This is a genomic window from Enterococcus raffinosus, assembly GCF_019175485.1.
In the GTDB taxonomy this organism is placed as follows: Bacteria; Bacillota; Bacilli; order Lactobacillales; family Enterococcaceae; genus Enterococcus_A; species Enterococcus_A raffinosus.
The window spans coordinates 150,819-175,211 of the sequence record NZ_CP072889.1; the positions used below are offsets into that span (position 1 = coordinate 150,819).

The 24,393-nt window shown below is 39.5% G+C and carries 22 protein-coding genes and 2 pseudogenes; 7 read left to right on the forward strand and 17 right to left on the reverse strand.

What is annotated here, in order from left to right; genetic code table 11:
• Positions 1 to 49 precede the first annotated feature (49 nt).
• The 5 genes from J9537_RS15445 to J9537_RS15465 all read right to left on the reverse strand — a co-directional run bounded on the left by J9537_RS15445 (position 50) and on the right by J9537_RS15465 (position 4,935).
• On the reverse strand, positions 50 to 1,807 hold the full coding sequence (locus tag J9537_RS15445; protein ID WP_028021223.1) for a BlaR1 family beta-lactam sensor/signal transducer: 1,758 nt from the start codon (positions 1,805 to 1,807) through the stop codon (positions 50 to 52).
• Positions 1,808 to 2,182, reverse strand: coding sequence for a BlaI/MecI/CopY family transcriptional regulator (locus tag J9537_RS15450; protein WP_028021224.1), 375 nt, complete (start codon positions 2,180 to 2,182; stop codon positions 1,808 to 1,810).
• A 150-nt stretch (positions 2,183 to 2,332) separates the two neighbouring features.
• Complete coding sequence (locus J9537_RS15455; protein WP_028021225.1) at positions 2,333 to 2,770, reverse strand: hypothetical protein; 438 nt, start codon at positions 2,768 to 2,770, stop codon at positions 2,333 to 2,335.
• A 268-nt stretch (positions 2,771 to 3,038) separates the two neighbouring features.
• Positions 3,039 to 4,091 carry a BMP family lipoprotein gene (locus J9537_RS15460; RefSeq protein ID WP_028021226.1) on the reverse strand — a complete coding sequence of 351 codons (1,053 nt, stop codon included), beginning with the start codon at positions 4,089 to 4,091 and terminating at the stop codon, positions 3,039 to 3,041.
• A 160-nt stretch (positions 4,092 to 4,251) separates the two neighbouring features.
• Positions 4,252 to 4,935, reverse strand: a complete 684-nt coding sequence (locus tag J9537_RS15465) for a cyclic nucleotide-binding domain-containing protein (protein WP_028021227.1) — start codon at positions 4,933 to 4,935, stop codon at positions 4,252 to 4,254.
• A 194-nt stretch (positions 4,936 to 5,129) separates the two neighbouring features.
• Here J9537_RS15465 and J9537_RS15470 point away from each other — a divergent pair, with 194 nt between their 5' ends.
• The 6 genes from J9537_RS15470 (at position 5,130) to J9537_RS15495 (ending at position 10,877) form a co-directional block, all read left to right on the forward strand.
• Positions 5,130 to 6,059: a phosphate/phosphite/phosphonate ABC transporter substrate-binding protein gene (locus J9537_RS15470; RefSeq protein WP_218257651.1), complete on the forward strand. Its 930-nt coding sequence runs from the start codon at positions 5,130 to 5,132 to the stop codon at positions 6,057 to 6,059.
• A gap of 59 nt (positions 6,060 to 6,118) precedes the next feature.
• Positions 6,119 to 6,910 carry a phosphonate ABC transporter ATP-binding protein gene (gene phnC, locus J9537_RS15475; protein WP_028021229.1) on the forward strand — a complete coding sequence of 264 codons (792 nt, stop codon included), beginning with the start codon at positions 6,119 to 6,121 and terminating at the stop codon, positions 6,908 to 6,910.
• A complete protein-coding gene (phnE, locus tag J9537_RS15480) occupies positions 6,882 to 7,661 on the forward strand; it encodes a phosphonate ABC transporter, permease protein PhnE (protein WP_028021230.1) in 780 nt (259 codons plus the stop codon). The genes phnC and phnE (J9537_RS15480) overlap by 29 nt, the downstream gene beginning before the upstream one ends.
• Positions 7,658 to 8,440, forward strand: coding sequence for a phosphonate ABC transporter, permease protein PhnE (gene phnE, locus J9537_RS15485; protein WP_005880282.1), 783 nt, complete (start codon positions 7,658 to 7,660; stop codon positions 8,438 to 8,440). The genes phnE (J9537_RS15480) and phnE (J9537_RS15485) overlap by 4 nt, the downstream gene beginning before the upstream one ends.
• 2 nt (positions 8,441 to 8,442) lie before the next feature.
• Positions 8,443 to 9,246: a metallophosphoesterase family protein gene (locus tag J9537_RS15490; RefSeq protein ID WP_028021231.1), complete on the forward strand. Its 804-nt coding sequence runs from the start codon at positions 8,443 to 8,445 to the stop codon at positions 9,244 to 9,246.
• Positions 9,247 to 9,329: 83 nt separating this feature from the next.
• A complete protein-coding gene (locus J9537_RS15495) occupies positions 9,330 to 10,877 on the forward strand; it encodes a bifunctional metallophosphatase/5'-nucleotidase (RefSeq protein ID WP_218257652.1) in 1,548 nt (515 codons plus the stop codon).
• Positions 10,878 to 11,173: 296 nt separating this feature from the next.
• Here the strand turns inward: J9537_RS15495 and J9537_RS20675 are convergent.
• The 3 genes and pseudogenes from J9537_RS20675 to J9537_RS15505 all read right to left on the reverse strand — a co-directional run bounded on the left by J9537_RS20675 (position 11,174) and on the right by J9537_RS15505 (position 13,823).
• Positions 11,174 to 11,358, reverse strand: a pseudogene (locus J9537_RS20675) (hypothetical protein).
• On the reverse strand, positions 11,355 to 12,272 hold the full coding sequence (locus J9537_RS15500) for an alpha/beta fold hydrolase (protein ID WP_028021233.1): 918 nt from the start codon (positions 12,270 to 12,272) through the stop codon (positions 11,355 to 11,357). Before J9537_RS15500 ends, J9537_RS20675 begins: the two are co-directional and overlap by 4 nt.
• A gap of 92 nt (positions 12,273 to 12,364) precedes the next feature.
• Positions 12,365 to 13,823: pseudogene (locus J9537_RS15505) on the reverse strand (ATP-binding protein).
• Between the two features lie 227 nt (positions 13,824 to 14,050).
• Between J9537_RS15505 and J9537_RS15510 the strand changes: the two are divergent.
• On the forward strand, positions 14,051 to 14,950 hold the full coding sequence (locus J9537_RS15510) for a hypothetical protein (RefSeq protein WP_028021234.1): 900 nt from the start codon (positions 14,051 to 14,053) through the stop codon (positions 14,948 to 14,950).
• A 50-nt stretch (positions 14,951 to 15,000) separates the two neighbouring features.
• Here J9537_RS15510 and pnuC read toward each other — a convergent pair whose 3' ends face one another.
• The 9 genes from pnuC to J9537_RS15555 all read right to left on the reverse strand — a co-directional run bounded on the left by pnuC (position 15,001) and on the right by J9537_RS15555 (position 24,196).
• The gene (gene pnuC, locus J9537_RS15515) at positions 15,001 to 15,744 is read right to left on the reverse strand and encodes a nicotinamide riboside transporter PnuC (protein ID WP_028021235.1); all 744 of its coding nucleotides are present in this window, start codon (positions 15,742 to 15,744) and stop codon (positions 15,001 to 15,003) included.
• 55 nt (positions 15,745 to 15,799) lie between these two features.
• The gene (locus J9537_RS15520) at positions 15,800 to 16,507 is read right to left on the reverse strand and encodes a deoxynucleoside kinase (RefSeq protein ID WP_035019928.1); all 708 of its coding nucleotides are present in this window, start codon (positions 16,505 to 16,507) and stop codon (positions 15,800 to 15,802) included.
• Positions 16,508 to 16,716: 209 nt separating this feature from the next.
• Positions 16,717 to 17,721 carry an SIS domain-containing protein gene (locus J9537_RS15525; protein WP_028021237.1) on the reverse strand — a complete coding sequence of 335 codons (1,005 nt, stop codon included), beginning with the start codon at positions 17,719 to 17,721 and terminating at the stop codon, positions 16,717 to 16,719.
• A 19-nt stretch (positions 17,722 to 17,740) separates the two neighbouring features.
• Positions 17,741 to 18,796 (reverse strand): SIS domain-containing protein, encoded by a 1,056-nt coding sequence (locus tag J9537_RS15530; RefSeq protein WP_028021238.1) that lies wholly within the window; start codon positions 18,794 to 18,796, stop codon positions 17,741 to 17,743.
• Between the two features lie 15 nt (positions 18,797 to 18,811).
• A complete protein-coding gene (locus J9537_RS15535) occupies positions 18,812 to 19,636 on the reverse strand; it encodes a PTS system mannose/fructose/sorbose family transporter subunit IID (RefSeq protein WP_010743441.1) in 825 nt (274 codons plus the stop codon).
• Positions 19,623 to 20,408 (reverse strand): PTS mannose/fructose/sorbose/N-acetylgalactosamine transporter subunit IIC, encoded by a 786-nt coding sequence (locus tag J9537_RS15540; RefSeq protein ID WP_028021240.1) that lies wholly within the window; start codon positions 20,406 to 20,408, stop codon positions 19,623 to 19,625. The genes J9537_RS15535 and J9537_RS15540 overlap by 14 nt, the downstream gene beginning before the upstream one ends.
• 20 nt (positions 20,409 to 20,428) lie before the next feature.
• The gene (locus tag J9537_RS15545) at positions 20,429 to 20,899 is read right to left on the reverse strand and encodes a PTS sugar transporter subunit IIB (RefSeq protein ID WP_028021241.1); all 471 of its coding nucleotides are present in this window, start codon (positions 20,897 to 20,899) and stop codon (positions 20,429 to 20,431) included.
• A gap of 24 nt (positions 20,900 to 20,923) precedes the next feature.
• The gene (locus J9537_RS15550; RefSeq protein ID WP_028021242.1) at positions 20,924 to 21,343 is read right to left on the reverse strand and encodes a PTS sugar transporter subunit IIA; all 420 of its coding nucleotides are present in this window, start codon (positions 21,341 to 21,343) and stop codon (positions 20,924 to 20,926) included.
• Positions 21,344 to 21,424: 81 nt separating this feature from the next.
• On the reverse strand, positions 21,425 to 24,196 hold the full coding sequence (locus J9537_RS15555; RefSeq protein ID WP_070509432.1) for a sigma-54-dependent transcriptional regulator: 2,772 nt from the start codon (positions 24,194 to 24,196) through the stop codon (positions 21,425 to 21,427).
• Positions 24,197 to 24,393 lie beyond the last annotated feature (197 nt).

A 24,393-nucleotide genomic window follows, 5' to 3' on the forward strand; every position in this document is an offset into this window, starting at 1 on the left:
CTCCTTAAAACTACATTTGTAGTATTTGATGTGATTGAGAAGCTAGAAATTAGTAAATTTCTAGCTTTCTTAGTATTGCTAAAGTTTTTTGAGCTGCTGCTGTTCCAGTTGCACTATTGCCTTGCAAATGACAAGCAAAATAATAATTTCCCTTCTTGGTTTCAATCAAACCTATAAACCAGCCGGTACTTGTTTGCAAACTATTACCAGTACCAGTTTTCCCATATAAAATATGATCCGATTGAGTCTGTAAACGAATGGCTTCCTTTACAAAGGAGACATCTTTGGTCGAAAAATGTAAGTCACCTTCGACTAGTTTTCGCAACAAATTGACCTGTTCAAACGGAGAAATCTTTAGAGAAGACTCCAACCAATAATGATCAATTCCGCCAAGAAGATTCATATTGCCATAATTAATTGAATGAAATTTTTCCTTCAACTTTTCTTTTCCTAACTCAGAATCAAGCTGCTGAAAATACCAGTTCGTTGAATTTGTTAGTGCGGTTTGCAGCGTTTGATCTCGATTCCAGCTTTTGAATGGATAGGTGGTTCCATCCCAAACTTTTTGATTGTCTATGTCTGTGATCGTTTTCTCATCCAGTGCGAACAGGGCACTCCATATTTTATAAGTGCTGTCAGGAGAATAACGTGTATGTCCGCCTGCCTGATTGTACGCTAAATATCGATCTTTCGCTTCATCGTAAATGACCAGAGAATTATTTGAATGCTGATCAAATAATGGATCAGTTTTTTGTTCAATCCACTTTTCTTGATGAGAAAAAGGATCTTTTTCGTCTGTCCGCGCTTGAGGGATAACGAAGAAAAAGGCAATAACCAAAGCGCTGATCAGTCCAAATTTTACTGTTATTGTCTTAGTTGATGACGGATGAAAGCTGCTGATAGATTCGATTCTTCTTCTCAATTCATTTCTTTTTCCCGAAAAGCTTAGCAGATATGAATGTTCACGCTTTTGTGCAAGGCTTAGTAATGTGGTCCCGTAATGATAGATATCCTCTTCTTCAAGCAAATGCATCACACGCTGATCGCAAGCAATTTCTCGATCCTCTCTTGCCTGTTTTACGATTAGATAACTGAAGGGATTGAACCAATTTAAAATTGCGATTCCAATCAAAAGATAATTTTGTGCGGCATCTTTATTTTTCTGATGAACAAGCTCATGCAATAGAATAAAAAATAATTGATCCTCCGATGCTTGGTCAATAAAGTGATTCGGAAGGATAATCCGAGGATGAAAGACACCGAAAGTGCTAGGACTTCTGACTTGGTCACTCTGTAGGATCACTAAGTCTTTTTTCTTATATCTTAGTCGTTCTGCCGCTTTTTGCAGCTGAGTATAGATCCGTTTATCCTCCACTAAAACGGTGCTTCTAATCATTTTATGAAACTGAAGATAGGAAATAGTTGATCGTATAAGGAAAATTACGAAGCCTGCAGTCCATAATAGTCCCAGTAGCAACATTCCTCTTTCCAGCAAACCATTGGCAGGTAGAGCATTATTATTCATCCAGTCAGAGGGATTACTATTGAGTATAGCTTGAGCATTCTCAATCGGTGATGTTGAGGGTATGGTCCCATTTGGGATTGCACTTTGTATTCGATAAAAAATCATTTCTCTAATTTTTGAAAAAAACTGATTGGGTGTAAAAAACAAGAATCCTAGTCCTGTTAGATGCCAATATTTCCCTTGAAATAATGGAGATAACTGCTTCCCTAACAGCTTTCTGAATAAAAACAAAAGAATCAGAAATAGATTGAATGATGCTAAATTGAAAAGGAAGTGAGTCATTTATTTTCTCCTTTTATCCAATAAGTTCCGAAGCTCGTCAATTTCTTTTTCATCGATTGATTCATCCGCTACAAAATTAGAAAGAAACTCGCTAACTTTCCCATCAAAAAATTTACTAATAAATTTTTGACTTTCTTGCTTAACAAAATAGTCTCTTGGAATAATTGCATGGTAAACATATACCCTGCCAGCTTTTGTATGATCTATCACGCCCTTTTGCTCTAGGCGAACCAATAGCGTACGTATCGTATTTGGACTCCACTCCTCGTCCTTTTCAAAAGCTCGGACGATCTCCGTTGAGTCAACTGGACTATTTTTCCAAACGAATTCCATAATTTTGAGTTCAGCATCCGTGATCTTAATTTCTTGTTTCATGGTGTCCTCCTCTAAAACTACAATTGTAGTTTAATCTATTACACGCTATTTGTCTACAAAATGTTTCTCGAGATTCTTTTACTAGTGGATCGGTGAAAGAGCCAGAATAGTCGGCGTATGTTATGTTGTTTCCTTGAGTTTAGGGAATTTCTATATCTCGTTAGTTGTTTTCCGTTTCCTAAACCGCACCAATATTATAATAGAGAGAATCAGCAAGCAAAGCTTAGTCACAGGAATACTTCCCAACGCAAAAAGAAGAATATTCTGTACCAGATAGGCGTTCATTTTTGCAATCATACTGATAAATGGCAACGCCAAGGCCAGAATTTCAATAACATAGAAAATTAAAGATAAAAGAACCATTTTCCTCTTTGCTGGAGAATTCTTGTTTATTCGTAAGCAGATAATTTCACAAACAAATCCGACAATGTGCATGAAGCCGACAAAAAAGGGAAGTAATCCCAAAATTGAAAATAAGAAAATCCCTCTTGAAGCAACAGTGAAAACACCGATGGTTACTAATAGAATAAAGCTAGTGATAGCATATACGATGGTATAAATGGCAGTAATCTTGGTAAAATTTTTCATAGCAATCTCCTCGTTTTCGGGAAAACGTCTTCTTTTATACTAAGTATACGCTATTCAGAACCTTCTATATAGAAAAAATCCATCAAGATATCACAAGTTGATCTTCTGGTGGATTTTTTCTACTATATATACAGATTATTTTCGCAACACTCTTTTTACAGCAGACATATCAGAATTGGCAACAAAGCTTGAAATGCTCTTCCCTTGTTTGTAGTCAATTCTCAGTTAATATGGTCTGCTTTTTCGGCGCTCTCTTATTAGTTCAAAATTATTTTTCCAGGACAGACAAATCACCGCTGATGATTTTCTCTTTTGCGTCTGAAACTGCCTGATAGGCTTCCTCTGATAATTGTCCTTTTGTCAGATCCACCCCTTCTTCTTTCAACCCAAAGGTCAAATGCTTGCCTCCAGGAAATTTGTCGTTATAAGAAGTTTCTGCAAATTCTTTGACTGCTGCACCGACATTTTTCTTTGTAGAGGTCAACGTGAAATTCCCTGTCTCGCCGTTCTCCATTTTATAATCTCCTTCATCCGCTTGATCGCGATCTACACCAATCACCCATACTTTTCTGCTATAGTCGTTTTCATTGCGGGCTTTTGCTTCTTGGAACACCCCAGCTCCTGTACTTCCTGCCGCCTGATAAAGAATATCGGCTCCCTCTTTGTACATAGAAGCAGCAATAGCTTTTCCTTTATCTGGCGAATCATAGGATGCGGCATATTGTACGTTAACAGTAATTTCTTTGTTCAGTGCTTCGGCCCCTGCCTTAACGCCAGCTTCAAATCCGCTTTGGAAACGTTGAATCACGGGACCTTCCATTCCACCAATAAAGCCTACTTGATTGCTTTTTGTCGTATATGCGGCAGCTATTCCTGCTAAATACGCACTTTCTTGATCTTTAAAGGTTGCTGATGAGATATTCTTTTTCCCAGTAATTTCGCCATCTACCAAGGCAAAATTCAACTTTGGATTATCCTTAGCAGCATTTTCCAGCTCCTCTGCTTGCAAGTAGCTCAAGCTAATAATGGTGGTAAAGCCATTTCTGATTGCCTGATCGATATTGGTACTGTTATCCTCTGGATTGTTCGTTTCTATATACGTAAAATTTTTTTTTGCTGTCAGCTTTTTCTCTTTTCCCCAAGCCTCTAATCCTTCCCAGCCGGCTTGATTGAAGGAGCGATCATCAACCCCGCCAAATCCGAGAACCAAAGCGATTTTACTATTCTCTTTTTCATTTTGCTTCTCCCCCTGAGACTGACTACAGCCGACCAAGGTTACCAGTGAAACCAAAAACAACAATGAAACAAGTATTTTCTTCAAAATTTTTCTCCCCTTTTTATGTGTCTTGACACATTGAACTTTTAAAAGTATAGCATACCAATATATAGAACACTACTCTTCAACGAAGATTTTCCGTTTCCCAATTTCTCCACTATCAAAAAACCAGCAATCACTTCTGACTGCTAGTTTTTTATAGCTGTTATTCTGCTTTTACTGGACTACTTATATTCTCAGCTAAGTCCTCTAAAGCTTCGATATCATGGATCAAGTAATAATTCTTTTTCTTTTCGATAATATTCGCCTCACGAAAATTCGTGATTGTTCGTAAAAGATGTCGATAGCTGACATTTAAGATTGAGGCGCAGGTGGTTAACCGAAATGAGAAACGTTCGTTTTCGTGATGGGTCAAAATAAACTTTGCTAAACGAGTTTCAACAGGTTCTGTCAGTGAGTTCGCCAAATTTATCCCAGAATTTAAACGATAACTTAGTAACTGGCAAATATTCTGCAAAAAGCGAACATCTTTTTGAAGCTGTGTTCGATATTGATTTAGCGGAATGCTGATACAGATGCACTTAGTCACTGCTTTAACGCTGCTTTTCGGCGATAATCCCCACAATGAAGAGGCTTCGCCGAGTGGTGTAGCGGGCTTTGCGTAATCGATGCAAATATTTTGTGTATCAGAAGAATACGAGTACACCATTACCGTCCCATCCACTAAAAAATACAAATAATCTGAGGTTGTTCCCGTTTGAATGAGGTGCTCTTCCTTTTCAAAAAAATGTAAAGAAGCCATTGCCAATATATCTGAATCCATATAATCCTGCAGGTTGTGCTTCTCAACGTAAGCAGTTAATTGCTTCGTATCATGGATTTTTTTCATGAAATCGTCACCTCTAAGAAGTTTTTCTTTATTATAGCCTAGAATGTTTTTCGGCTCAATACGAACAATTATTTGTATTTGTTTGTAAATTGTATGTAAAAGTTGTGTAAAATAGGACGTGCGTCACTTCATTAATTTTGATTCCCTGCTATGATTTAGACGTATTAGAAATTATATCCAACAGGAGGAGAAAAATGCAGTTCAAACAGTTAGCAAAAGGGTTTATCGGAGTCATGTTATTGACCACTTTGGCGGCCTGCGGTTCTGGAAATACAAGCAGCAGCTCAGAAAAAGAGAGCAAGGAAAAATTAGTTGTCCAATTCGTTCCAACAAACAATGATGGTAGTATGGAGGCAAAAGCAAAACCATTTGCTAAGTATTTATCGAAAAAGTTAGATCGTGAGGTAGAAGTGACGCTAGCGACTGATTATTCAACGATCGTCGAAGCGATGTCTTCTGGTCAAGTCGATGTCGGAATTATGCCGCCTGCAGCCTATGTTCAAGCAAAGGATGCTGGAGCTGCCGATGCTATCCTGACTTCTCAGCTCGGCGATTATGATCAAGAAACTGGCTTGCCATTAAAGGACAAACTTACGAACACCTTTAAAGGAGAAGTATTGGTTCGTGCCGATAGCGGATTGAATAAGTTAACTGATTTAAAAGGAAAAAATATCGCAACCTTAAGTCCTAACTCTGCTAGCGGCTACATCTATCCTGTCGCTGAATTGAAAGATGCTGGGATTGATCCTACTGCAGACACAAAGATGACCACTGTGAATGATATTCCGAGTGAGATTACCGCAGTGTTGAACAAGCAAATGGATGCGGCGTTTGTTTTTGAAGGCGCACGAAATGTTTTTGCTTCGAATTTCTCAGATAATGATTTATTTAAGGATTTAAAAGTCCTGTACCTGACAGAAGGCGACATTCCGAATGACGCAATCGCTGTACAGCCTGACATGTCAAAAGACTTAAAGACGAAAATTAAAGAGACCTTCTTAAATATGAAAGATGATAAAGATGGCAAAGAAGCAATGGCATTATGGGGGCATCAGGGCTATGAAGAAGCTGCTGATTCTGCCTATGACACGATCAGAGACTACACGAAAAAAGCAGCAGAATAAAACATCAGTAAGTGTCAGCAAGCTTTTTTTGCTGACACTTTAAAAAATGGAGAAGGATAATGATTATTTTTGACAATGTTTCGAAGGTCTATCCCAATGGCGTTGTTGGCTTGAAGGATATTGACTTAACAATTGAAGATGGAGAATTTGTTTCCATCATCGGATTGAGCGGTGCTGGAAAGAGCACTCTGCTGCGCAGTATCAACCGCTTGGTAGAAACCACCAAAGGAGATATTCGCATTAATGGAACCTCTATTACAAAAGCGAATAAAAAAGAGCTTCGACAGATTCGCCGCCAGATTGGTCTAATCTCGCAAAGCTTCAATCTGGTAAAGCGTAGTACGGTTCAGAAAAATGTGCTATCTGGACGTTTGGGCTATTACTCCACTTGGAAAAGTATTTTAGGTCTTTTTACGAAGGAAGACTACCAGCAGACAAAGGAAGCACTAGAAAAAGTTGGTTTGTCTGATAAATTACAGACACGCAGTGATGAGCTCAGTGGAGGGCAACAGCAGCGAGTATCCATTGCGCGAGCACTCGTGCAGCAAGCCCCCATTATTTTAGCGGATGAACCCGTTGCATCATTAGATCCAATCACGACTCAAAAGGTTATGATGGACCTAAAAAATATCAATCAAACGATGGATAAAACAGTCATTGTCAATCTGCATTCAGTCCCTCTGGCTCGTGAATTTTCTACGCGTGTGCTCGCGTTAAAAGCTGGTCAGGTTGTCTTTGATGGTCGTCCAGCCGACTTAACCGATGACCGCTTAGAGCAAATTTATGGCAAAGCAATCTTTGAAGAAAAGGCAGGCGAAATCGATGAGCTTGAAAGAAACCGTTCACTTTAAATGGTATAAACACCTGCTTATTCTTCTGTTCTTAATTGTTTGTTTTCAAGGAAGTGTCTGGATCACGTCAGCTGATTTTTCTCAGGTTTTTCAAAACTCCAATCAAATGACTGCCTTTTTATCACGCTTCATTCATCCAGACTTTAGCTATTTACCTAAATTAGTCGAGCCTATGGTGAAAACTCTTCAAATGTCTTTGCTTGGAACGGTCATTGGCTTAATTTTAGCGATCCCTGTTAGTTTTTTAGCGACCACTGTAGTGACAGAAAACCGTCTTCTTTCTACCATCTTTCGTTTTCTTTTAGGTCTAGTACGGACCATCCCTACCCTGCTTTTAGCCGCGCTTTTTGTTGCTGTGTTTGGTATTGGTGAAGCGACTGGCGTGTTGACTATCGCCGTCTTTACTTTTGGTATGGTGTCACAATTAATGTTTCAAGCAATTGAAACCATTGACTTTGGCCCGATTGAAGCCGCGGCGGCTGTTGGAGCAAATAAAATGCAAATCGCTATTTGGTCGATCGCTCCACAAGTTTTGAGTCAGTTTGCCAGCTATGCTTTTTACGCGTTTGAGGTGAATGTTCGTGCTTCTACTGTCCTTGGATATGTCGGAGCTGGTGGTATTGGCGTTATTCTAAATTCCTCACTTGCGCTTTTGAATTATGAACGAGTTTCAATCATTATTCTAACGATCCTAGTAACTGTCGCGATCGTTGATAAATTAAGTGAATGTGTCAGGAGGTCCCTGTTATGATGCTTCGTGAAATGAACAGAAGAACCCTTTTATCATTAGTTGCTTTAGTGATTCTCGTTATTTTGTCGGCCGCTACTCTGGATTACTCTGGATTAAGCACCTTCTCTCCTTCCATGGGGATGGACGTTTTGAGAGGGTTAGGTCAGCCTGATTGGCAGTTTTTATATGATGGCAGCGGCGAGGATTTGATTAGTTTGCTATTATTAACCATTGGAATCGCCTGTTTAGGGACAATGATCGCTACGGTATTAGCGATTCCCATTACCTTGATCAGTGCGGTGAATCTCTGGCAAGCACATCCATGGGTAACAAAAATTGGTAAGCTTATCTGTAATGTTTTACGAGCTTTTCCTGAACTAGTTTTTGCAATTATTTTTGTGAAAGTCGTCGGACCTGGTCCCTTTGCTGGTGTTATGGCGATTGGCGTCCATCAGATCGGAATGCTTGGTAAGCTTTTTACAGAAGAAATGGAAGCAATGGATGAACGACTTGTTGAAGAAATGCATGCGGTAGGAGCAAATTTTTGGCAAACGATTTTCTTTGTTCGCATCCCCTATTTGATGCCGATTTATTGTTCTTTAGCATTGAATCATTTTGAAATAGCGGTTCGCAGTGCGGCTACCTTAGGGTTAGTTGGCGCTGGCGGAATCGGTGCTCCATTGATATTCGCGATTCAAACTCGTTCTTGGAGCAAAGTGAGTATTATTTTGATTGGTGTAGTCGTAACCGTGTTTATTTTAGATCAAATAACCGGAATTATAAGAAAGAAATTGAGATAAGAATGAATATATTGCATATATCAGATATACACTTTCGCAGAGAGTATGAGGCTTGTGAAGAAGGCTATAAGGGAATGCTGGCTAAGATGCAGAATCCCCTTATCCCTTTGGAGCAATGCATTCATCATCTCCTGCAGCAAACAACCTTGGACCTTGTGATTATCAGCGGAGATTTAACCGAAGATGGCGAAATAGACGATTATCGATACTTGAAGACTTGGCTGGAAAATGCGCTAGGAGAAACGACGATCCTTGTTACTCTAGGCAATCACGATATCAAAGAACATTTTTGGGTAGGCTGGTGCGATGAAGCCGCCTCTTCTGCCCCGTACAATCAGATAGTCAAATATCCTGAGTTTACGGTGATTTCCTTTGATAATTCAAGCTATGGATACGCAGATGGTATAGTGGACGATCAGCAATTTCAATGGCTGAAAAAAGCTTTAGAGCAAGAAAAAGACCAACCGATTTTCCTGGTCACCCATCATCATCTACTGTCTCACCAAAGCAGTATACCAAAATGGCCTGGCACCGAACGTTTCTTGAAGCTAATCGCACCTTATGATATTCGCTGTATCCTAAACGGTCATACCCATCACACATTTACTGATGAAATTAATGGGATCCCCTATTTTACTGTATCGAGTATGTCCTTTGTTGGTGAAGATGAAGGCGATGGCTTCGTACGCTTTGAAGAACGTCATGGGTATAACCTTTATCATCTCGATCAAGGAAGGATTGTTCGTCAGACAACAGAAAACTTTATTCCAGGCAACATTTTAAAAACACTTCAAATGAAGTATTAAGGCATTATAAATCAGAAAAAGAGACCGAACAGCTGAATACGCTTCGGTCTTTCTATTTTGAGTCAGCTAAAGGAGCACACAGAATGAACATTAGGTTTTTAGAGACAAGTGATATGCATGGCTATGTTTCACCAACAGACTATTCCGGCAGAACCGATCTGGCCTTAGGAGCGGCTAAAGTATCGTCGAAACTGAAGGAATTACGGGCAAAAGCAGATGGACCGGTAATTACGATCGAAAATGGTGATTTTATCCAAGGGTCTCCTTTGAGTTATTATCTTGCTAAAGAATATGGCTCAGCCCAAGAGCTTACAAGCTTGATTAATCAAATGGACTATGATGTTCAAGTGTTGGGAAATCATGAGTTTAACTATGGCGTGGATTATCTCAAGGAAGCGATTAAGAATTATCAAGCGCCTATATTAGGAGCCAATATAGTGAACAAAAATGACCAGCCTTACTTTGGAAACGCCTATAAGATTATCGAAAAGGCGGGTATAAAAATTGCTGTCTTGGGATTAACGACACAATATATTCCTCACTGGGAAAAGCCAGAAACCTTAGCAGGAATTACGTTTAAGAGTATCGTCGAAACAGCAAAAGAATATGTTCCTCTATTAAGGAAACAAGCAGACTTGGTAATCGTCAGTTACCACGGCGGATTTGAAAAAGACTTGTTGACCGGTGAGGACACAGAAGCGCTAACTGGAGAGAATGAAGGCTACGAGCTATTGCAGCAGGTTGAAGGCATTGACGCCCTTTTCACCGGCCATCAGCACCGGAAAATTGCTGAAACGGTTCATGGTGTTCCCGTTGTCCAGCCAGGCTATCGTGGCGAGTTCATCGGTGAAATCCGTCTTACCGTCGAGAAAAAGGAGAATCAAGTGGTTGTTACAGATCACCAGGTTGCTTTACACTCAGTTGAAAAATCAGAGCCTGATCCAGAAATTCTTGCAGCGATCGCACCGGTAGAAGAAAAACTAGAGACATGGTTGGATCAACCCTTAGGTAAAGTGAACGGAAATATGCGTATTAGTGATCCGATGCAGGCTCGTCTTAAGGAACATCCCTATGTAGAGTTCATTAATCGTGTACAATTATTTGCCAGCGGCGCAGAGATTTCTGGAACTGCGTTATTCAATAATGAAGGAAAAGGCTTTGGTGAGACGATCACGATGCGGGACGTCATCACCAACTATATTTATCCGAATACTCTGGCAGTGATTCAAATTAATGGTGCAGATTTGAAAGCGGCGTTGGAGCAGACCGCAAAGTATTTAGCTGTAGAAAATAACCAAATCGTATTCAATCCAGCCTTTATTCAGCCTAAGCCACAGTACTACAATTATGACATGTATGAAGGGATTCAGTACACTATTGATATGAAACAGCCTGTTAGCCAACGGATTACCGAACTTCGTTTTAAAGGTCACTCCGTTCTTCCGCAACAAATGCTGGAAGTGGTGACAAATCAATATCGGGCAATCGGCGGAGGAAATTATGCGATGTTTGGTGCGGAGAAAATTGTCCGAGAAATCCAAATCGACATGACCGAATTAATTGCCGACTATTTGAAAATTCACCCACGCATCGAAGCAAAAGTGAATCATAATTTTCAAGTGATTTTGTAGTATATAAATAAAAAATTCAAAAAGGTGTGAGCAGTTTTTTGCCCACACCTTTGTTATACTAAATTGTTAGGCTGTCTGATTTCCATCCAGCCATTCTTTAGCCAGCGATCTACCTCATCAAAACAAAAATTTCCCTCTGATGGTTCCTTAAATAAGACTATTTTGATCCTTTTTCCATGAATAAGATTTTGCATCAGACAATACGTCATTTCTGAAAAAGTTGCGGCACCAATATAGCCTGATACCCCTTTTCGATCTTGATTAAATACAAAAAATAAATCCGCTCCTGCGATATTCTAAAAAAAAGTCGTCAAGATTTCTGGATACTCTTTGTCTAGGTTCTGACATGAGCGAGGATAATCAATTAATTCAATGCCTTCTTTACTGAAATTTTTTCCAGATCTCGATATTCTTCTTGAAAAATTACACTTCCAGAAATAACAGCTTTCACAAAATTGGCCTCCATTTTTACTACAATCATTTTTTCTTTTCAATAAATGTCCGGATCGCTTGATCTACAAAATCGCCATTTCCATCTATTGTGTGGCCTCCAGTTTCGCAAATGGCTGTCTCTGCCTTCACTCGCTGAAGCATTTTTTCGATAGATTCATAGTCGGCCATCGGATCATCCTTCGCATGACAAACTAGGATCGGAACTTGAATGTCCTCTAAAGGATAGTTGTCATAATTTAACGTCATATCTGTATTTGTTCTCTCAGTGTCCGCTTTGACGCCTTGCCTTCTCGGTGTTGCCGGCAGCATTGTTTCGAACAACTCATTGGTCTTGACCGTTGTTCCCATCATCTTATTAAAGACAAATCCAAAATGCTTCATCGCAAACCACAGAATAAAATCATTCACGATGAATGGTGGGGGTCCTTGGAGTCCCATCTCTTGAACTTCTTTCACTGTCCTCTTTTTATCTGGTGCTCCTGAGGATAACAAAATAATTCCTTTGACGCGTTCAGGGTAATCCAGTGCCATCCGCAATGTGACGGCGCCACCAGCAGAAGTCCCTAAAATGAAGCATTTTTCGATCCCTAAATAGTCCATCAGTTCAATAAATGCCTTTGCTTGATTTTCAGGTGTAGGATCCGAAGGCGGCGCTGAACCAATATAGCCAAAACGCGAGGGCGAAATTTTTCGCTGCCTGTCTCCTACGACTTGCCTGAGACTAATCATTCCTTGATCGTAACCGCCAAAAATTCCATGAGCGATCAAAACAGCTTCGCCAGAACCCTCATCAAGATAATTCATTTTACCAAAACTAGTAGTTAGTGATTTCACCTGATACTGATCCAATCGATCATATGCAGCCTTGATATCGCGCTGAAACTGATACCCCTCAAAAATAAGCAATACAAGAATTATTAGTACTAATACATTTATCCACAAAGTTTTTTCTCCTTTTTGTTCTTACTATAAGTATAGCAAAGGTTGATTTCAAAAAGCCGTTATTTATAAAATAACAGCTTTTTCTGATGATTTTATTTTTCTTTAGGAAATTGTATCAGGAAGGTCGTTCCTTCATTTTTTCGGCTGGTCACTTCAATTGAACCGTGGTGCAGGCGCACTAGTTCCTTCACGATTGATAATCCAAGACCTGACTCGCCTATCTTCGTATTTTTCCTTGACGGATCGGCTTTATAATAGCGATCCCAAATGTTTTTTTGTTCCTCTTCAGTCATGCCGATGCCATTGTCCTCGACAGTGATAAATACATCAGAATCCGTTTCTTTGATTGCTACTTTTATCTCGCCGTTTTCGGTAAACTGAACGGCATTTTGAATAATATTCACCATAATTTGAATGAAACGATCGTGATCCGCATAGACTTCAACAGAATCTGGAGTTGATAGGAGCAAGTGATCATTCATTGACTCGGCTTTTTTATTCAGTTGCGTCAGAATATTGTTGATGGCTTCTGTTGCATTAAATGTTGTTAAAGAGAGAGTGATTTGATGGCTTCTGATATTTTCATAATCTAAATTCTGCTTCACTAAACGGATGAGTCGATCGGTCTCATTTTGCATCAACGATACAGCTTTTCCCTTTTGGTTTTCTGGGATCGCGCCATATTCAAGCCCCTCCAACAGTCCCTTGATTGTCGTTAGCGGAGTCCTCATTTCATGAGAGGTATTTGCCATAAACTGCTTACGTAATTCTTCTTGGCGAATGATTTCTTTTTCGTTTTCCTGTAAGGACACCGCCATTTTATTGAAATCATGGGCCAGTTCATTAAATTCATCTTTATTGTTCTTTTCCTCGATCTCTATTTCATAATTCCCATTAGCGATTTGATTAACCGCCCGTTTCAGATCATTTATTTTTTTCACCTGTCTTGCTGCTAGGCCAAAACTGATTGCACCACCAAATAGGGAGGAAATAATGAAGCCCTTCAGTAGATTGTCAGAAATCTTTTTTTCACTTTCTTCTAGGTCTCTAGCGGATTTTGAAGCAATTAAGACACCAGAAAACTCATTGGAAACATACCGATTAGAAAGAACATAGGACGTTTGATTGGGCTCACCAGTTAAATCATATTTGATTGTTTTATAGATGCTTTCACCGTTTCTTAGTTTTTTCCATTCTGAATCGTTTAATAAGGACTCTTTGATTTCGGTACGCGTTGAAGGATAGATCACATTCTTTTTACTATCAATCAAGACGAACTTAATTCCCTGTTGGGCTAGCACTTGTTCAGCGTTAGCTAAATGGTAAGGTAGAATCTCTTCACTAGTTAGGTTACCGTAGGGATTGGTATAAGGATTTGATAGATCACTATTCAACGAGTTATTGACGGACTCAATGTTATTCTCTGATCTGGTTGTAGTTTTGATTGACTAATGTCCGCTTATTGATGCTGGTAAAAGATATGCCGATCAATACGACTGTCAAGATAATAAGGGACCAGAAAGCTAATAATTGCTGATATAAATATTTCATCGTTTTCCTCTTTTACTTGAATTCTGAATACCTTTACAATAGCTTATTTTCAGCTTTAAATCCTACGATTCATTAAAAATTCAAATAATAATCTTATTTTCATCAAGTAGAATTCTGTTTTTTTATATTAAAAATCGAAAACGTATTTTAGTTCTATTAGGATTCCTCCCCTTTCGAGTTTTATGTGAGAATGCTACACTAAAAGTATTATCGAAGGGAGTGATAAAATGACAAACGACTTGAAATTAGATTCTGCTTTAAAATTGAAAAAAATGGTTAGAAACAAACAGTCGCTTGAGTTTTCAGAAATCGAGAACTTATTAGAAAACTCTGAGGTCGTTACCAATATATTAGCTGAACCTTTCCGTACAGATACATTTACCGGTTTGCGAAAACTAGAATTCTTATTAACGGAGCTTTCAGAAATTCCTTATTTCGAGCGGCTTGATCAGGTGCAGACGATGCTGGAGACTCTGCACACTCATGTGTCATTTGAAGAAGGATTTTCACTAACTGGAAAACAAGAAGGAATTTTAGCCTGTCACAACGCACTCTGTACTTTATTATTTTTGCGTGCTGGTAAAAAGAACTGGGCGGAAAAAGGAATTCAATGGATTATTTCTTACTTTCCATTTACTAAGAATGAACCTTCCGATTGGCATGGCAAGGATCTTTTTCATCGCTTTGGCGGTTGCGTCGGAAAGTCTCCCTGTTACGATGGTTTAGTTAAGTCAATTAAAGCTCTCTCCGAGTACGCCGCTAAATACGGTGATTTTCCAGGACTTCAGGCAAAATTGGATAAAGGAATTGCTTCTCTATTGAAGCATCGAGTTATTTTCCATGAAATGAATGATGAATATTTGTACGATGACTTGATCACTCTGTTTTATCCCTACCCTTATCGAACAAATATCATCGAAGCATTAACTGTTTTGAAAGCTGAGGATCAGCTAGATCGCGTTGAGTGTCGCCAAGCGATTGACTACCTAAAAGAAAAACAATCCGCCAACGGCTGTTGGCAAGCAGAGAAAATTTTTATGAAAAGCTCTTGGATGCCGTTTGATCCTATAAAAAAACCTGGCGCTTGGATCACAGATGAAATTGAATGGCTGCTTTCAGATCAATAAAAAAGATCTCCATGACAAAAAGTCATCGAGATCTTTTCTTCTATGTTAAATCAGTGGCTCAGATGATAATACTCTTCTTCCATCCGTTGCATTCTTTCCCGTTCCTTTTTGTTATACCAAGGAGAAACGGTAAATGCCAAAACGTCATTGATCAGGTAAACAGAGCTATTCACGAACATTGCCAAGCTTGCGGAGCCGTGTCTGAAGGAAATGTACCAAAGAACCATTTGGGCAAGCCCTGAAGCCAACCACCAAAAGTATTGATTATTGTAACGTAAGAAGCTGATAATGCCTGCACTTAAGCTAATTGAAAAGGCGATTGCATCAATCCAAGGACGAGGATCGTCCGTAAAGCGTTGAATCAGAAAGCCGGAAGCAAAGTACACAACGATTGTACTGATAATTGCCACAAACCAGGTTTTCCCAGTAAACTTGCGAATCTTAGACGCCATATTATGGTTCCACTCTTTACTTAGTAATACGGGAATATCCAGTGTGATCATATACGCGATTTGCTCCCCGATGCTTAAGTAGTTTTTAGCGGAATAGCCTACATAAATAAAGCAAATCGCAGAAATAATTCCTAAAATACCATTGACCGATTTCGCGGCGTTAATCGAGAGAATGCACAGTACCCCTAGAGTCGTTCCAATAAAGGTAATCACTGTAAGAAAGGTGATTGGCTGATTGACTAATGTCATCACCTGGCAGCCTAAACTAAAGAAAAAGAGGTAATAATTTTGTTGTGGCCAGCCTTTTAATTGGTGAAGTAAAAACTTGAAATAATTTAACATAATTGGCTCCTTCTAGAAAACGGTCGTTCTTTATTTAGTAAGAAAAAAAGGACGTTTAAAAAATCCCTTTTTCCATCTTTTCACTTGAATAATAGCTTGCGTTCTTGAACGTTGATACGTTCAGCTTGTTGGTTTCTTCCTTGATTTGATTGATCACGATTTCTGCTGCCTTTGGATCAGCAACAAAATCATAGCGGTCTCCATCAATTTGAATTTTGGGACAAATCGTGAAGCTGTCAAACCATTTTTCATAACGTTCATTAACCAGTTTGTAATACTCATATAGCTCTGGATTCGTAGCGATTTGTTCATAATCTCGGCCACGTTTTTCAATCCGCTCCAGCATGACATCAAATGAGACTTTGATGTGTACCAGCAAATCGGGTCTTTTTTTCGGCGCAATCTGTTCTAATTCTTTTAACATCGTATCTAACAAATTATCGTATTGCTTCACTTCCTCCGAACTTACGCGACCAAGGTCCGCATTTAAATGAAAAAGCAGACTGTCTTCATAAATCGAACGATCCAGTACGTTATCTGCTTGCGGCAAGGCATCCTTCATCGCTAAAAATCGTTTATTCAAAAAGAATACCTGCAGCAAAAATGTATATTTTTCTGGATTCGAGTAAAACAATGGCAGTACTTCATTGTCATCCACGTTCTCATAAAATGGTTTTGAGTTCATTTCCTGTGACAACATATCTGTCAGACTGCTTTTCCCCGCACCAATCGTGCCAGCTATCAATAGCATCGTTTCATCCATCCTCTCTCATTAAACTAAAATTTTCTTTCAAATCCTTGATAATAGTACTCCTATTTTTTTTCGAAGTAAAGTCTAGATTTTGTGTCTATTTCGTGATATGTAAAAAAACAACACAATATATAGTGTTGTTGGGCTAGATGCTTTGAATGTGCTTTCTTATTTAATATACCAGTAAAAAACCCCTTTGCTCCCGCAAAGAGGTTTCTAAATTAATACTCAAACTGACGGTAATAGCGACGAATATCCAACGGATGACAATTTAATTTCTCTACATGGGCATCGATTCGTTGGGTCACACAATGCATCAATAGATGCGGCAATACGCGTCCACGGTTTTTCTCACTGATACCTTCAATCGGATAGTCCTTTGAATCAATGAAGGTATAGTTCCCGCAAATACGTGGCAGCAAGTTTTTCACTCGCTCTGCCAATGGTCGCTGTTCATCTTCTCCTAAGAACAAAGTCACTGGCGTTGTTTCGTCCACGATTTCTAATGTTCCATGTAAGAATTCTGCTGCATGAATGGATTTAGAACGCAGCCAACTTTGTTCTTCCCAGTAGCACATTGCATAAGAGTAGACCGCTCCCCATTGATTTCCGGCTCCAATAAAGTAATGCATAGCATCATGGCGATGTTTTTCAGCAAATTCACGTCCGAAATCCTCCGCTTGTTTCTCAGCTTCTACTAACCCTTTCGCTAGGTATTGTTCCAGCTCACCATAGTATTCCTCATAATCAGGGAAATCTCCATTTTTATTCATCAAGCGATCTGCAGCCATAAAGAACTTGATTTGTTCCGTTCCAGGCGCCGGATAAGTAATCACATGATCACAGCTTTCCGCTAAGCTAGTGCCCGCAGTATCAATAAATCCTAATAGTGTAGCCCCTACTTTTTTGATTTCCTTCACCGCTCGGACGACTTCTTCAGTTGTTCCTGTCACTGAGGAAAGAATGACCAGTGAATCTTTAGTTAATCGACGGTTTCCGGTAGTGTAGTATTCTGCTGCATGCTGTACATATGCTGGTAATTCACTGCGGCCGTTAATGTATGTTACTGCCTGCATAGCCGATGCATAGGTTCCGCCAATCCCTAGATAAAAAATATTGTCATAGCCTTTTTCCATAACTTCGTCGATAATTTGTTCAACCTGTGGACGTAATGCCAAAGCCCCTTGAATATCATCAATCTGTTGCTGCTCGTTAAATTTCAACATGTTCTAAACCCCTCAACTTTTATATTTTACTTTTTAATACCGAATCAAAATCATCAAAAATTCGTTTGCTTAAATCGATTCCTTTTGCTGTCGCTGTGCGATAAGCGAATAATTGGAATGGAATAATCAATAGTAATGGTGAGAAAATCTCTGGAATCGTGATAGCTAGGCCCAAAGTATTCTTATCAGAACTTTTTTCTGTGGTTACTTTTAGAATACTTCCGACAGAGCTATCCATATAATCCGCTAATGCTTGTGATCTGCTTTGATTGACGCTTGGTGTTTCGATGAAGAACAGTGTATGCTCCCAATTTGCTTCTAGATAAGGGCCGTGCATATATGCTTCCAGTTCAAAGCCTTGGCTGGGACGGCGAACTGTTTCCGTGAATTTCGTCTCAAATTCCTTCGCCGTTCCCCAGTTTGGTCCATAGCCTAGAGCAACAAATCGGCCACCAAGCTTCAAAAGCGGTTCATGCTGTTTAAAGAACTCATCAGATTGGGCAATCACTGCTGGAATTTTTTCAATCGCCTTCTGTAATTCTTCCTTCAGCTCGACCAAACGTTGCTCATCAATTTTATTCTTCGATACCCCTACTTTGATCGCTAATAAAATCAACTGTAAAATTGTCGCCGAAAAGCCTTTCGTTACAAAACCAACTGTTTCAATTCCAGTGTTTAAATCAATGACAGTATCGACGACTTGAGCAATCGGACTGTCTAGATCACTCGTCAAAACGATTCGTTGAATTTCCTGCTCATCTAATTGCTTCATCGCATCGATGGTGGAAGCACTCTTTCCGCTTTGCGACACACCGATGATTGTATCTGTTCCCTTAATCAATCGTCCATAATGGTTGAAGTTATAAGGCTCTTCAATAGTGATGCTCACATCCGCCAGATGTTCAAATGCTGCCTTCGCAGACAAACAGGCATTGTTGGAAGAGCCGGTAGCCAAAATGGTGACGGTAGCCATTGTAGAAAATTTCGAATCGCTGGAAAAATCATAGTCCTTCAAAACTTTAGATAATGTTTCCTGCTCTTGATTGATGTAATCAAGCATTGTTTTTGTTGTCATTCTATTCCTCCATTCTTAAAAGAGACCGATCCATGAACCAAGGATGCCAAAAATAGCTAACCCTAATAAAATCGTCAATGCTTTGACTTCCTTTTTCAACAGATAGAAGACTGCTCCGAAAGCGCCTAAGGATAAGATTCTTGGTACAATATCATCAAAAATACTTTGTACGGTCACAGCATTTTCTCCCGTACCGATTTTTAGTGGAATGTTGATATCGATCATTGAGGCGGTCATTCCACCAACAACCATCAACCCAATAATCGAAGCGCCTAATGTTAGACTGCCCATCATGCCGTTTTCTTGAATTTTCTTCAAAAAGCCTGTCCCTAATTTATAGCCCCATGAAGTTGCAAAATAGCGGAACAATAAATGTGGAATATTAAAAATAACCAAGAATAGAATCGGGCCTAAGATATTTCCTTGCATGGCTAGCGACGTTCCTACACCTGTAGCGATCAAGCGTAGGGTTCCCCAGAAGAAGGAGTCACCAATGCCGGCTAGCGGACCCATTAATGAGGTTTTAATATTATCAATGGTCGAAACATCAAAATTGGGGTCGTTGGCATTTTCTTCTTCCATCGCTGCGTTAATCCCCAAGATCAGCGTTACAATATGCGGGGTAGTATTGAAGAACTCTAAGTGACGCTTCAATGCGGCAGCCATTGTTTCTTTGGTTTTATACAGCTTCTTCAGGATTGGAATCATGGCGTAGCAGTAGGCGAGATTCATCTGACGTTCATAGTTCCAAGAGAATTCCATTTGGAAAGAGCGCCAAAACACCTTGCTTAAATCTTTTTTCGTGATTTTTAACTCATCTTTTTCATTAGAAGTCATCATCAACTACCTCCCCTGTTGAAGTTTGAGCACTATTATTCTGACCGCCGTGCACATTCATAATATTCACCACAACCACCGCAACGATGGCGCCGAAAATAGCGATTCCTGTTACCGGAATTTCTAAATAAGCAGCTAGAGCAAAGCCTAAGAAGAAATACGGAGCCACTTGCTTATTGATTAATAATCTAGCAAGCATGGCAAACCCTAATGCTGGAATTAAACCAGTCGCCACAGATAAGCCGTGTTGAATAAATTCTGGAATCATGGCTAGCAAATTACCGACTGTTTTACTACCCACCATAAATGAGATCATTACGACTAAACCAAGCATCAAAGAAAGTCCCAGACCAGCGGCTAAGTGCATTCGTTCAACACCTTTATAATTGGCCTCTTCAGCGTATTTATCAGCCTTTTGGTTCATAATTGGAATTAAAATTCCAAGATAAATATTTTTCAGAATCAATGTCAAGGTCGCAATTGGCAATCCTAGAAGCAAAGCTGTTTCTGTTCCTGCACCGGCGGTAATCGCAAAGGCGGTTCCTAAAACACCACCAGTAACAACATCCGGCGGAATCGCCGCTCCGACTGAGAAGGAACCAATAAATGCTAACTCTAATGTTGCCCCCATAATAATGCCGGCCTTCATATCCCCTAGTACGATCCCCGTAAATAATCCCGTTACGATTGGTCGGGACAAGAGCGAGGTCCCTAACGCATACTCAGACTGAGCAATAAATGCGACTAACCCAAGTAAAATTGCTTGAATAAGCATATTTCTTCAACCTTTCTTTTTTAAAGAACTTCAGTGACAGCGACTTTTTTATCAGTAGGAACTTGTCGAATTTCAACTTCAATCCCTTTGTTTACCATTTCCTTTAGAACTTCTTCCTCTTCCGGTAAAACATTTACCGCTTTCCCGATGCTTCTTGTGCCTTCTTTTGCCTTGATGCCGCCTAAATTAATTTTTTGGATCTGTGGATACGCATCTGCTAGTTTTTTTGCATCTGCGATCGATTCCACGACGATAAACAATTTATATTTGTCTGTCACGCCGCTTTGAAGTGCCGCAATCGAGTCTTCAATATTTTTGATAACCAATTTGACTCCCTGCGGCTTGGCTAATTTGATCGTTGTTTTACGCAGCTCATTTGTAGGAACGTCATCATTTGCGATCAAAATACAATCGGCTCCCAACCCCTGCGTCCATGAAAATGCCACTTGCCCATGCAATAATCGATGGTCCACTCTTGTTAGTAAAATCATTTTTTTCTCCTCCATTTCTTATGATTAAAATTCTTCTTCTGCTAGTTCCTTTTTGACCACTTGATTACAAAATTGGATCATCTGTTTCGATGACTCCAACGCTGTTTCGATGAGCTGCGGCAGAGATTCAGCGCTTTGCAGCTGCATCGTTAGTTCTACTAAAAATGGCAAATTCATTCCTGCGACTAAATAGAAGTTCGAACGATCAATATGACTTAAAAATTCATTATTTACACTGCCGCCGAATAAATCAGTCACCACAACCAATTCTTGCTGGCGATACTTTTCCAGCAGTTCATTTACTTCTTTTTCTAAGTCGAAATCTTCTGTTAAATAGCAATCTAATGTTTCCACTGTTATTTGGGTTCCGCAGATCAGTGCTAAAGAAGAACGCATTCCTGACGCTAACTTGCCATGGGATGCTAGAACCAGTTTTCTTTCCAATACGATTCACCTCTCAATCTCTTCTACACTTATAATAAAAGCAAGCGGTGTGCCAACTTTAGTGGCGCACCGCTTGCTTTGCTAAAATTCTTCGTCTTTCATAGAAGTATCAGACTTTTCATGGATAATATCGAATATATAAGCGAGTTCAGAATCAGGGATCGTGACACTATAATCTCTTTCTATGACACTAAACGCCTGTTTGATGATTTCCAAGAGTTCTTTTTGACACTGATACAGTTCCGCATAACCTTCGTAGGTCTCAATCGGAACATTTCGGATTAGCCGTTCGATCAAACAACTAACATGTACATAAAGAGCAAGCTTTTTCGCGTTTGATAGCTGGATTCTTCCAGCCAACTCTAAGTCACGCATAAATAGATCGATCTCACTCATAACTTTATCTGTATCAAGTATAGTAACTGAATCAATGACCTTTTCCAAAGAAAAATTACGAATCACATTGGTATTGAAAATCTGATTTTCTTCCTCCGTCATCACGGAGGCTAACCATTCTGTAAGGATCTGCTGTTCATCACCAGAAATCAGTTCCTCTAAGGATAAATACGGCATCTTTGGAATTTGAGGATCATCGGTACCAATAATTCCTAACACGTCATAAACTGAAAAAACAGTCTCATCTAGTTTTTTCTCTTCTAAAACACGATACTCGTAAGGAAGTATCTTCAACTCACACGTACTAGGCAAGCTTTTTTCAAGTAAATGACAAATTTGCGTAGCTGTTCCGATTCCTGTTTGACAGGTAGTCAATAACGCTTTGGTTCGGTTTTCCTCAGGATAAATGATTTCCCAATCAAAATGTGCTTCCTCGGCAGATTTAGTTGCCAGCTCATTCAATGTTCGTTGAAACTTGATATTTTCACCCACAGCGATCGCTAGTGGCGTAGTTACGTTGTTCATAATAACGATCGGAACATTGATTTGTTTTGGAAAGTATTGATAAATTTCCTTGAGACTACCCATATCTACTAGAATAACCAACCCATTTGAGATATCATTGTTTTCACTATAATCCAAAATTTCTTCCGCGATTTGCTGCGGTGTCACATCCAAAGGCATATCAAAGGATTCAAAAACATCTTTTCCTAAAAAGCGATTGGCTACATTGGCGATACTGCTGGCCGTCGCATAGCCATGAGCGACGATTACCGCTTTTGCCATTCCTTGCTCTTTCGTCCAATCAGCCTTTTTCAAATATAGGGTCAATACAATGCGATCCATTGCTGATATTTCGATATCTACCTTTGGCTTACACAGCTCAAGAATTCTCTGAACATAATGATAGCTCGCTGGATAGGCTTCAGAGATTTGTGTTTCTAGCTGACGTATCAGCTCCATGATTTGAGTGTCCTCAGACATCCAACGACTAGAGCCTCGCTGAAATAAGTAGTACCCGACAGCATAGACACTATTACCGTTAAACTTAATCTGATAAGCACTTTCCATTTGTCGAAAAGTTTCACGAACATATTGAGTAAGATACAAGAGCATCTCATGCTTTTGCTGACGATCCGTTTCAAACAGCAGGTAATCAAATAGCTGATCGACGATTTCTTTTAAATTCAATTGACAGTCGCTTAATCGCCCTTGAGACTTTTGATATTCCAAAATCATCTTAGTAAAAGAATCCTCTACTCGTTTCTGGCTCTGGGTATTTGCTAACATTAAAGTATCCAGACGCGATTCACTATTGATCAAAACTTCCTCAGGCAGTGAGTTTTGCAAATTAGAACTATTCATTGAAAGCAAAGATTCTGGCAAGTGATAAATAGTCAGCTTTACTGGCTGGTCAGGACTTACTTCAGAAAGCGCCTTAGCTGTCATGACTTTAATGATATTTTTTAGCTCACCGATGTTCCCCTTAAAGTTTCCACTAGCCAATAATTCCAAAGTCTGCCCTGTAATCAGCAGCTCCCTTTTGATTTTCGTCTGTTCATGGATCAAAAAAGAATAGATCAATTCTAAACGTTCATTTCTCGCTCGCTCCTGCAAAGAAGGAATCGTCACTTGAATTGGGATACGCCGAATAAAGGTATTCAAAAAATTACTCGTTAAATCCTCTGTTGTCGCAAAAAACAATCTGGTATGAACACTTATTGGGTGACTAGTGTCCCCCATCCGATAAATCTCTCCCTGATCTAAATACGTAAAGAGCTTTTCCTGACCTTCCGCATTTAAGCGGTGTACCTCGTCCAAAAATAGTATCCCGCCATCAGCGGCTTCAAAGGCTCCCTTCCGATCCGTCTCTGCTCCTGTATAGGCTCCCTTCACACTGCCAAAAAGATTACTCGTCAACAATTCAGGATTGTTCGCATATTGAGCACAGTTTAGGGTGATGAACGGTGCGTCTTCTGGTAACAGCTCTTTTTGAATGCAATAATGATGAACCAGCTTGACTAGATAGCTTTTCCCAGTACCGCTCTCCCCATTGATCAGCACCGGCAGACCACCATCAGGATAATTAAGCGCCGCCTTGATTTGTTCAATGACCCGATTGAGACTTTTATCATGGCCAATCAAAAGCGAAAAGAAGTCCTGCTCTTTCCCAAACATCGGCTGCTCAGCTAAAATCATTTGAACGCTTTCATAATGATTCGTGCGTAACCCAAAAAATTGCTTTTCAAAGGCTCCTTTGTGAAAATAATAAACCGGTCTGGAATTTATTTTTACAAGCTCTCCGCTTTCAGTCAGTTGGTTTAAATACTGACTCACGGTGTTTCGTTTTACGTTGAAAATTTCAGCTAATTTGGATGCAGTGAACAATTCGCTTAGATCCTCTAAATTGAGAAAAGCTGTTTGATTCTTTAAATAATTTAATAATTCCTCTTTCATACACTTTCCCCCTTCTCTTTATATTAAAAAAAGCTGATTCAAAGTCAATCATATTTTTCACTTTTCATTAAGCAAGCACGATGCCAGTTATTGTTCCTCTTCTATTTGAAGAACTGTCGGACATTAATAAAAAAAGTTCAACACTTTATGAATAATCAGAAACTGTTGAATAGAGTGTTGAAGATTATTTGACTTGA